Annotated in this window: 9 protein-coding genes; 4 read left to right on the top strand and 5 right to left on the bottom strand. The window is 71.0% G+C overall.

Annotated elements, in window-relative coordinates:
• Positions 1 to 85 precede the first annotated feature (85 nt).
• Positions 86 to 1069 (bottom strand): S1C family serine protease, encoded by a 984-nt coding sequence (locus ACFY1L_RS51845; protein ID WP_388842396.1) that lies wholly within the window; start codon positions 1067 to 1069, stop codon positions 86 to 88.
• Positions 1070 to 1190: 121 nt separating this feature from the next.
• Positions 1191 to 2117, bottom strand: coding sequence for a DMT family transporter (locus ACFY1L_RS51840; RefSeq protein WP_388842394.1), 927 nt, complete (start codon positions 2115 to 2117; stop codon positions 1191 to 1193).
• A gap of 69 nt (positions 2118 to 2186) precedes the next feature.
• Here ACFY1L_RS51840 and ACFY1L_RS51835 point away from each other — a divergent pair, with 69 nt between their 5' ends.
• Positions 2187 to 3050: a LysR family transcriptional regulator gene (locus ACFY1L_RS51835; protein WP_388842392.1), complete on the top strand. Its 864-nt coding sequence runs from the start codon at positions 2187 to 2189 to the stop codon at positions 3048 to 3050.
• Positions 3051 to 3124: 74 nt separating this feature from the next.
• Here ACFY1L_RS51835 and ACFY1L_RS51830 read toward each other — a convergent pair whose 3' ends face one another.
• Together ACFY1L_RS51830 and ACFY1L_RS51825 are read right to left on the bottom strand one after the other, a co-directional pair.
• Entirely contained in the window at positions 3125 to 4243 is a 1119-nt protein-coding gene (locus ACFY1L_RS51830) for a GNAT family N-acetyltransferase (RefSeq protein WP_388842390.1), read from the bottom strand.
• Between the two features lie 443 nt (positions 4244 to 4686).
• Complete coding sequence (locus ACFY1L_RS51825) at positions 4687 to 5076, bottom strand: PaaI family thioesterase (protein ID WP_388842388.1); 390 nt, start codon at positions 5074 to 5076, stop codon at positions 4687 to 4689.
• Positions 5077 to 5322: 246 nt separating this feature from the next.
• Between ACFY1L_RS51825 and ACFY1L_RS51820 the strand changes: the two genes are divergently transcribed.
• A complete protein-coding gene (locus ACFY1L_RS51820; RefSeq protein ID WP_388842386.1) occupies positions 5323 to 6345 on the top strand; it encodes a phosphotransferase family protein in 1023 nt (340 codons plus the stop codon).
• 69 nt (positions 6346 to 6414) lie between these two features.
• On the opposite strand, the gene ACFY1L_RS51815 is transcribed toward ACFY1L_RS51820, so the two are convergent.
• Positions 6415 to 7299, bottom strand: a complete 885-nt coding sequence (locus tag ACFY1L_RS51815; RefSeq protein WP_388842384.1) for an SDR family oxidoreductase — start codon at positions 7297 to 7299, stop codon at positions 6415 to 6417.
• A gap of 111 nt (positions 7300 to 7410) precedes the next feature.
• Between ACFY1L_RS51815 and ACFY1L_RS51810 the strand changes: the two genes are divergently transcribed.
• Positions 7411 to 7983 carry a TetR/AcrR family transcriptional regulator gene (locus ACFY1L_RS51810; protein ID WP_388842382.1) on the top strand — a complete coding sequence of 191 codons (573 nt, stop codon included), beginning with the start codon at positions 7411 to 7413 and terminating at the stop codon, positions 7981 to 7983.
• Between the two features lie 199 nt (positions 7984 to 8182).
• A complete protein-coding gene (locus ACFY1L_RS51805) occupies positions 8183 to 9808 on the top strand; it encodes a serine/threonine-protein kinase (RefSeq protein WP_388842380.1) in 1626 nt (541 codons plus the stop codon).
• Positions 9809 to 9810: the final 2 nt, after the last annotated feature.

The raw sequence follows: 9810 nt of genomic DNA, 5'->3' as shown, positions 1-9810 counted from the left end.
GAGTCAACGTCCTGTGGGCCCTCCTTCGTGACGGACGGTGTTACAACCCCATACCGCCCGTCACTCCGGCCACTTGACAACTCCATTAGGAATCCGCGACCAGTTCCACCGGTGTCGCGATGACGTCCACGAGGGCGTCGCCGCGCAGGGCGGTCAGGGCGAGCGGCCGCCCTATGGCGTCCTCGAGCATCAGCTGCTGCAGCGCCTGGGCACTGGTCACCGGCCCGCCGTCCACGGTGATCAGCAGGTCGCCGTTGCGCAGCCCGGCCCGGGCGGCCGGGGAGGCGGGGACGACCTCGATGATCCGCAGGCCGGTGGACCGCCCGGTGCGTCCCCGGAGCAGCGGCGGCAGCGGTGCGGGGATACCGGCGAGGCCGAGGTAGGCGCGGCGGACTCTGCCCTCGGAGAGCAGGGTCGCGATGATCTGCCGGCTGGTCCCGTTCACCGGGATGGCCAGGCCCAGCCCGACCTCGGCGATCGCGGTGTTGATGCCGACGACTCTGCCGTCGGCCGTGGCGAGCGCTCCGCCCGAGCTGCCCGGGTAGAGGGTGGCATCGGTCTGGACGACGTTGTCGATGACGCGGGTCGCGGTGCCCGCGCTCGCAGGCAGCGAGCGGCCCAGCGCGCTGACCACCCCGGCGGTGACGCTGCCGGTCAGTCCGAGCGGGTTGCCGACCGCCACTACCAGCTGGCCGACCCGCAGTGTGTCGGCCTCGCCGAGCCGGGCCGGTGGCGGGGTCGGCCCGTCGGCGCGGACCACCGCGAGGTCGGACAGGGGGTCGGCGCCGATGACGTGGAAGGGAATGGTCGTGCCGTCGGCGAAGGACGCCGTACCGGCGTCGGAGTGCCCGACGACGTGGGCGTTGGTGAGCAGGAAGCCGTCGTCGGTGAACACCACCGCGGAGCCGGTGCCCCGCACGAACCGGCCTCTGGAGCGGCGGTGCGCGACATTCAGCGCCGCCACCTTCGGTGTGAGTTCGCCGGCGACGGAGGTGACGATCCGGGAGTAGGAGTCGAGCGCGGCCTGCTCCTCACGGGAGCGGTCGGGCTCGGAAATGGTCTCGGCCACGAGTCGACCTTTCCGCTTGCCCAAGGGCTTGGATTACATGCTTACACCCTTGAATCGGCCTGCGGACGGGACTTCGCTGCGGGCTGACGGCCCAGGCCACCCGCGTCGGACGGGCCTCGATTCAGCGGTCGCCCGTACGCCCCGTACGCACCGCCCCCGCGCTGGCCGCGACCACCATCGCGATCGCACCGCACTGCGGCAGCGACAACCCCTGGTCCAGGACCAGATAGCCGGCCAGCGCGGCGAGGGCCGGTGACAGGCTCGTCAGGACCGCGAAGGTCGCCGCGGGCAGCCGTCGTAGAGCGAGGAGTTCCAGGGTGTAGGGCACGCCCGAGCTCAGCACGGCGATCGCCAGCCCGAGGGCGAGCACCCCCGGTTCCAGCAGCGTCCCGCCCGCGGCGCCGATGCCCAGCGGCAGGCTGACCAGCGCGGCGACGGTCATCGCGATCGCCAGGCCGTCCAGTCTCGGGAAGCGGGCGCCCGCGCGGGCGTTGAGCAGGATGTACGCCGCCCACATCACGCCGGCGCCCAGGGCGAAGGCGACGCCCACGGCGTCGAGCCGGCCCAGGCCGCCGCGGCCCAGCAGATAGACCCCGGCCAGTGCGAGGGAGGCCCACAGGAGGCTGGCGGCGCGGCGTGAGGCGACGACCGACAGCAGCAGTGGTCCGAGCACCTCGAGGGTGACCGCCGTTCCCAGCGGGATGCGCTCGATGGCCTGGTAGAAGAGGGTGTTCATGCCGCCCAGGGCCAGGCCGAAGCCGGTGGCCACCGCCCAGTCGATGCGCGAGTAGCCGCGCAGCAGGGGCCGGGTGACGACCAGGAGCAGCACCGCGGCGAACGTCACCCGCAGCGCGACCACGCCGAGCGCCCCGGCCCGCGGGAACAGGAGCGCGGCGAAGGCCGACCCGAACTGCACGGAGACCGCTCCCGCCAGCACCAGGCCGACACCGCCGAGGCTCCCCCGCCCCGCGGCGTGACGAACGAGCACCGGCGCTGCGGTCGCCGTGGACGAGGCCGAGGAGTACCCCGTGGATCCCGTGGATGTCATGACCTTCACGCTAGGAATCCGGCTGCGCGGCGTGAAATGCCGATTCTGCTGTGGTTATGCTTCTGAAGCATGACCATCGAGCTGCGCCATCTGCGGGCCTTCCTCGCCATCGCCGAGGAGGGCAACGTCACCCGCGCCGCCGTCCGCCTCCATCTGGGCCAGCCCGCCCTCTCCCGGACCCTGCGGCAGCTCGAGGACCACCTGGGCGCCCGTCTCGTCGACCGCTCCACGCACCATCTCGAACTCACCGCCGAGGGCCGTACGTTCCGCGACAAGGCGGCGGCCGCCCTGGCCGCCGTCGAGACCGCCCTCGACCCGCGGGGGCTGACGAGCTGGCCGCTGCGTCTCGGTCATCCCTGGGCGGCGCTCGGCGATCACACCGTCCCGTTGCTGCGCCGCTGGGACGAGACCCGTCCGGACGTTCCTCTGCAGCTGCTCCGCATCGACGACCGCACGGCCGGCCTCACCCAGGGCAAGGTGGACGCGGCCCTGCTGCGCGGCACGGTCAGCCCGTCCGGCCTGTGCACGGAGCTGCTGATGTCGGAGGAGCGGGTGGTGGTCATGCCGTTGGACAGTCCGCTGGCGGCGCTTCCCGAGGTCGGGCTGGCGGATCTCGCCGCCCATCCGATCGCCCTCAACACCGTCTCCGGTACGACGACGATGGATCTGTGGCCGCCGACGGCGCGCCCCGTCCGGACCATCGAGGTGACCAACACCGACGAATGGCTCATCGCCATCGCCGCGGGTCGTGCCGTAGGAATCTCCACGACGGCCACCCCGGGCAACCACACGCACCCCTCGCTGGTCTACCGGCCGCTCGTGGACGCGCCGAGGGTCCCCGTCGTCCTGGCCTGGCGCCCGGGCCCGGTCCACCCGGCCGTCCCGGACCTGCTGGCGCTCGCCCACGAGGTCGTCGCGGCCGGACGCGCCTGAACTCTCGCTGACTGCTGTATCCAAGTCATGTCATGGAGCCGACGGCGTCCAAGTCCTGTCGTGGACAAGGGCGTTCAGCGTGCGCGGGATCCCGTGGAAGCACCGGATGCCGCCCGGCGCGAGGTGCGCAGTTCGCCGATCGTCTTCAGCAGACGGTCGGCGGGTGCGCGCAGCTCGGGATGGGCGTTGACCGTGTTCCGCAGTCCCCGCACGGGTCTGCGCCACATCCGGTGCGCCGTCGCGACCGGATGAGGGCGGCTGGCGAACCCTTCCGCCACCCGCAGTTCGCGGGTCTTGAGCCAGTCCTTGTACTCCTTGTCGCCGCGCCCCAGGTCCATGAGCGTCACCCCGTGCCGCGCGGCCGCCTCGGCCGTACGCAGATGCATCATCAAGCCCGGCGAGTAGTAGTGGAGTTCGGGGTCGTACGCGGTGAACCAGGCGGCGAGCACTGTGCGTGAGCGGGGTCCGAAGTGCGCGGCCACGGGCCGGTCCCCGGCGTAGAGCACGGACAGGACGCCGGTGAAGTGCTCCTCGCGGACCTGGAAGAGATGGTCCACCAGGTCGACGATCCAGGGCCGCGCGAAGCGGTCCATGCGTCCCGTCCTGCGGTACTGGGCGGACTTCCACTGCATGAGCCGGCGCAGCATCTGCGGGTCGCGCTCGTCGAACTCGAAGCGCACCTCGCCGACGTCACGGCCGATGCGGCGTTCCTTCTTCAGCGTCGTCTTGGCCAGCCCGGGGTAGGCGCCGCGCAGCCAGGGCGCGTAGCCGCTCTCGTCGGGCTTCAGGTCGACCACCGGGGAGGCGAACTTCCCCGTCACATGCCGTCCGAACGGCTTCTGCTCCTCCACGAGATGGTCGAACTCGAATATGGACAGCCCGCAGGCCTTCAGCAGCTCCTGGGCGTCCCAGGTGACCCCGGGGCTGTGCACGAGGGCCTGGCAGTCGGACAGCCCGAGTCCGACGGCCTTGCCGACGCCGAAGGCGTTGCGCTCGTACGGGAAGAAGCCGACCGGCGTGCCGTTCTCACGCAGGATCGCGATCCGGGTCCCGGCGCGGTACCTGCCGATGCCCTGCGCGAACTCCGGCGCCAGGAAGGGGTTGGCGTATTCGGGAGATTCGTCCATCGCGCGGTGCCATGCCGTGCGAAGCGAGTCGCTCAGCTCGTCGGCTCTGTGGATCGTGACGTCCACTTCAGATCAACCGCCCTTCCACAGGCTCCGCGAGGGACGTGCCGGCCGCGGCACAGACCGGAAAGGCGTGTGAACTCCTGCTTGTCGATCGCATCGGCGACCGCTCCCCCCGTGACGTCCCCCCATGACGCGCTGTCCGCGTCCTACCACTTCTTTGAGTATCAGCCGATTCCACGCCGTGTACACGCTCGTTCCGCGGATGACCCCAGGATTCCGAACTGCCCGTCGAGGATCAAACGTCGCGAAACAGTACGCATGTTGTCAAGAGTGCCTACCGCAACGGAAGTCCGCGTGACGTCCCGCCTGCGTGTACCCGTTCGGCGCGGGGTGACATACAGGGAGAAATCTCCGTCCTCTCCGCCACCCTCGCGCCCGGACGGCACCGGGCAGCTCGTGCCGGGCGGGCGGGAACGTCGTCGTCCGCTGTCTCTTCCCTTCGGGACTCAGCTGACGGGCAGATTGGCCAGCCTCACCTGTCCGCGGGCTGTGAGCCGTCCCTCGTCGTCGACGATGTCGACCGTCCACAGTTGCTGGGAGCGCCCTCGATGGACGGGTACGGCCGTGGCCGTGAGCCGTCCGTCGCGCACCGCCCGTAGGAAGTCGGTCTGGTTGGCGCTGCCGACAACCCGCCCGCGCTCCCCGAACCACAGGCTGGCGCCGACGCTGGCGGCGGTCTCCACGAGCGCGCAGTACACGCCGCCGTGCACGATGCCGTGGGCCTGCAGATGCTGGGGGGTGACATGGCAGGAGAGCACCACGCGGTCGGCGTCCAACACCTCGTACTTGATGCCCAGCACCCGCGCCAGGCCCACGTCGATGACCTCCGGGTCCACGCCCCCGGGGAACCCACCTTGATCTGGTTGAGAACTCATGCGAATGGTCGAGCCTTTCTCGCTCTGCGCCCTTGATGTCGACGATTCCCGACTCTAGAGATCTTTGACGGCCGGGGTCAGTGCCTTGGGCACTCGGCGCAGGCGGAGGCGGAGCCCATCACGGCCTCCCGCCGGCCCGATCCGCGCCCGCGCCCGCGTCGTAAAAGATCTGTGACCCTGCCATGCGAAGGGGCAGAATGCCGAGGCATGCGAGACCGGCCGACGGGCTTGAGCGAGAGCGCACTGATCCGGGCACTGGCCGACGGTTGGGCCGTCGCGGCCCGATCTGCCCGGTACCTGCCGGTGGGCGCGGGCAGCTATCACTGGTCGGCGGTCGATCGGCACGGGACGGCGTGGTTCGTCAAGGTCGACGACCTCGGTGTCGAGGCCACCGGGCGCGATGACGCGTTCGGCCGGCTCGGTCGGTCCTTCGCCACCGCGCTGGCCCTGCACCGCGACGCCGAGCTCGACTTCGTCCTCGCGCCGGTCCCGGCGGTGACCGGCGCGGTGGTGTGGCGGCTCACCGAGCGGTACGCCCTCTCCGTGTTCCCCATGATCGCGGGCGTCGCCGGGCGGTTCGGGACGCACCGGTCCGAGGACCGGGCCGAAGTCATCGACCTGCTGGCCGAGTTGCATCGCGCCACGGCGGTGGTGGCGGACACCGCCGTGCGCGCAGATCTGGTGCTGCCTGGCCGGGACCGGCTGTACGAGGCGCTGCATGACCTCGACCGGGAATGGACCGGCGGGCCGCTGTCGGAGCCCGCCCGCAGAGTGGTGGCCGCGCACACCGGACGCATCCACGGCTGGCTCGCCGACTTCGACCGGCACGTCGCTGCGGTCCGTGGAACCGAGGCGAACTGGGTGCTCACCCACGGCGAGCCGCATCCCGGCAACATCATGCGATCCCGCGCCGGGCTGCGGCTGATCGACTGGGACACCGCGCAGATCGCCCCACCGGAACGAGACCTGTGGATGCTCACCACCGCCCTGGCCGACATGCTCGGTGAGGAACCGGTGCACGGCGACGACAAGGCAATGGCGCGCTACACCCGGCTCACCGGCCGCACCGCCACACCGACCGGCATCGCGCTGTACCGGCTGTGGTGGACGCTCGCCGACATCGCCATCTTCGTCGACGAGCTGCGCCGGCCACACGGCACCGGCAAGGACATCACCGCGGCACTGACCCATCTCACCGGCTGTCTGGAATCCGGCCGGAACCATCAGTAGCGGCAGCGGCCGGCTGCCCGAGGAGGCCTCAGTTGAGATCTCGGCCGCGGCGTGCAGCGGTGGTTGGGCTCAGTCGGCGGTGAAGTAGTGGCCGTCTTCGAGGTCGGCGATCAGGCCGGGGTGGACCGGCTCCCAGTCGAGCAACCGCCTGGTGTCCGTGTTGGGCATCGTGATGTCGAGCGTGATGAACGGGAATGCCTTGAAGTGGTCCGCGGCCTGCTCGGCCGGGATGCTCACGGCCGGGACGTTCAGGTGGCGGCCGATGGTCTCGGCGATCTCGCGCACCGTGATGCCCTCTTCGGTCGCGGCGTGCAGCTGCGAGCCGGCCGGGGCCTTCTCCAGCGCCAGCCGGTAGAGGCGGCCTACGTCCAGGGCGTGACCGGCGGGCCAGCGGTTGGTGCCGTCGCCGACGTAACCGGACAGGCCCGTGTCGCGGGCGATCCTGATCAGCGTGGGGATGAAGCCGGTCCTGTCCCGCGGACTGTGCGTGACCGGCGGGATCGCGACGAGCACGGTCCGCACGCCGCGTTCGGTGAACCCTGCGAGCGTGCGCGCGACGGCAGATCGGGGGTTGGCTTCGATGGCCGCGTCGCGCTTGGCGTCGCCCGTGCGCGTCAGGCCGACACCGACGAGGGTCTTGCCCGTGCCGGCCAGCGCGTCGCCGAGCGCCTGCACCACTGCCAGGTCGGCGGCCACCGCGTCGGCGAACTTCCCGGCGGCGATGGCGTCATGGTTGAACGCGAGATGGATGACCGCGTCCGCGTCGGTTGCGGCCTCGCGCAAGCCTTCCAGGTCGTAGAGGTCGCCGAGGCGCACCTCGGCGCCCATGGCCTTGACGACGGCGGCCGAGGTGTCGGACCGGGAGAGGCCGACGACCTGGTGTCCGGCCTGGATCAGTTCGGGCACCACGGCCGACGCGATGTGGCCGCTGGCTCCGGTGACGAATACACGCATGAGTGGCTCCCAGGTTGGAGCACTTCGCCTGAGCGAGGCGAAGTGATGTGACTTGGTACCGTCACCATAACCAGAGTGACGGTACCAAGTCACATCACTTATGCTGTCGGCATGGCTCGATGGGAACCGAACGCGCGGGAACGGCTGGTGCGCGCTGCACTCGACCTGTTCACCGAACAGGGCTACGACGCCACCACCGTCAAGGAGATCGCCGATCGGGCCGGTCTGACCAAGACCACGTTCTTCCGGCACTTCCCCGACAAGCGGGAGGTGCTCTTCGCCGGCCAGGACGTCCACGCGCGGCTCCTCGCCGACGCGATCAGCGAGGCGCCCGGCCCGGCCACGCCCATGGAAGCGGTCGGCGCGGCCCTCGACTCGATCACGGCCACCTTCACCGACGACCGCCGCGAGTTCAGCGCCAGGCTCCGGCCGGTCATCGCCGGCCACAGCGAACTGCAGGAGCGCGCCGCCCTCAAGCGTGCCGGACTCGCCGGAGCCATGACCGAGGCACTCCGCAAGCGCGGCGTACCGGAGCCGACCGCGAGCCTCGCCGCCGAACTCGGCGTCCGCGCCTTCTACAACGCCTTCGACCAGTGGGCCGATCCGGCCGACCGGCAGACACTCACCGAGCTCGCACGCCACACACTTGACGAACTCCGAGCCGCGGCGGCTGCCCTCGGCTGACTGGTCCGGGCAGCCCCACGTGCACATGGTGTGCTGGGCGGGCCGCCGGGCGGAGACGCCCTGAGCGGGCCCCCTCCCCGCACGCGCTTTGAATCCCGCATACCAGTTCTCACCAACGGTCACAGGACACCCTTTACGCTACTGCTCTTGATCGGCTCATCGGATCGGGCGATCAGGGCATCAGGGGGGACGGGGACCGATGAACAACGCGACCGAGGTGTTCCAGCCACTGCAGGCGGACGACCCGCCCTTCGTGGCCGGTTACCGCCTCGCCGCCCGGCTCGGCGCGGGTGGGATGGGCCGGGTCTATCTGTCACACACGCAGGGCGGCCGCCCCGTGGCGATCAAGGTGGTACGCCCGGAGCTGGCCGACGACCCTGACTTCCGGCGGCGGTTCGGCCGGGAGATCAAGGCGGCCCGGCGGGTCCGGGGCGCGTACACCGCCGAGTTGATCGACGCCGACGCGGACGGCGTACCGCCGTGGCTGGCCACGCTGTACGTGCCCGGCCCCTCCCTTGCGGAGGCGGTCGCGCGGCGCGGACCGCTGCCGGCGCCGGCGGTGCTGTGGCTGATGGCGGGGGTGGCAGAGGCGCTGCAGGCGATCCATGGCGCGGGCATCGTGCACCGGGACCTGAAGCCGTCGAACGTGCTGCTGGCCGCCGACGGACCGCGCGTGATCGACTTCGGCATTTCGCTGGCCTCGGACATCACCTCGCACACGGCCACCGGAGCCGCCGTAGGAACACCGCAGTTCATGGCCCCCGAGCAGGCGACCGCGGGTGAGGTGACGGCGGCGACCGACATCTTCGCGCTCGGCCAGACCGCGGCGTTCGCGGCGCTGGGCGAGCCGCTGTACGGGGACGGTCCCTCGCCCAGCGTGCTGTACCGGATCGTGCACTCGCAGCCCGACCTGTCCGTACTGCCCGAACAGCTCCGTCCGCTGATCGCCCGTTGTCTGGCCGCCGCTCCGGAGGAGCGGGCCACCCCGGCTGAGGTCGTCGAGTGGTGCCGGCAGCAGCTGGGGCGGGATGCCGACGCCGGCGGGGGTCCGGCCGTCTGGCGAGAGGTCACCGGGCCGGAGGTGACGGTTCCCTCTCCGGTCCCCCACCCCACGCCGGTGCACACGATGCCGTTGCTCGCACCGCCGCCGCCAGGACCGACGGTCGCGGACGAGCGGTGGGTCCGCCGGCGACGTATCGCGCTGATCACGGCCGTCGCCGTGACCGCGGGCGCGCTGCTGGTGACGGGCCTGGTGTGGAAGTTCAAGGAAGGGGCGGACCGGGACCGGGACACGACCTCGTCCTCGACGGCGGATCCAACGGCGTCCGGACGGTCGTCGGCGTCCTCCTCCCCATCCGGCGCGGACTCGGCGGCCGGGAACGGAGCACCGGGGGCGTCGAGCCCCTCCCCGACCGCGGCCGGACAGCCGCGAGCACATGCGTACCCCGGGCAGGACCTCAACGAGAAGAACTCCCTCTACATCGACGTCAAGGAGCCGGGCACGCGCGACGACCGCAAGGGAGACATCCGCTTCACCTGCGAGAAGATCGGCTGCGCCCTGGAGAGCGACACCAGCGCGATCGTCCAGCTGTTCGGCGATCCGGGCGCCACCCTCGAGGATTGCCGTGTGCTCCTCGGCGGCGCCAAGGGTGCCCAATTCCACAACTTCCCGCTGGCTTCGGCGGCGATCGGCAGCGAGTTCTGCGTCAAACCCCCTTCCGGAGACATCACGCTGCTCGCGATTCAGCAGAAGTCGACCGCGCTGTGGGACACGCCGGGGGTCAGCTTCCTGAGGGCGGACATGACGGTCTGGAGGGCGGGCTAGAC

This window comes from Streptomyces sp. NPDC001663 (assembly GCF_042893105.1).
In the GTDB taxonomy this organism is placed as follows: Bacteria; Actinomycetota; Actinomycetes; order Streptomycetales; family Streptomycetaceae; genus Streptomyces.
The sequence above is the reverse complement of the archived record's forward strand: the minus strand, read 5'-3'. Positions and strand labels throughout refer to the sequence as shown.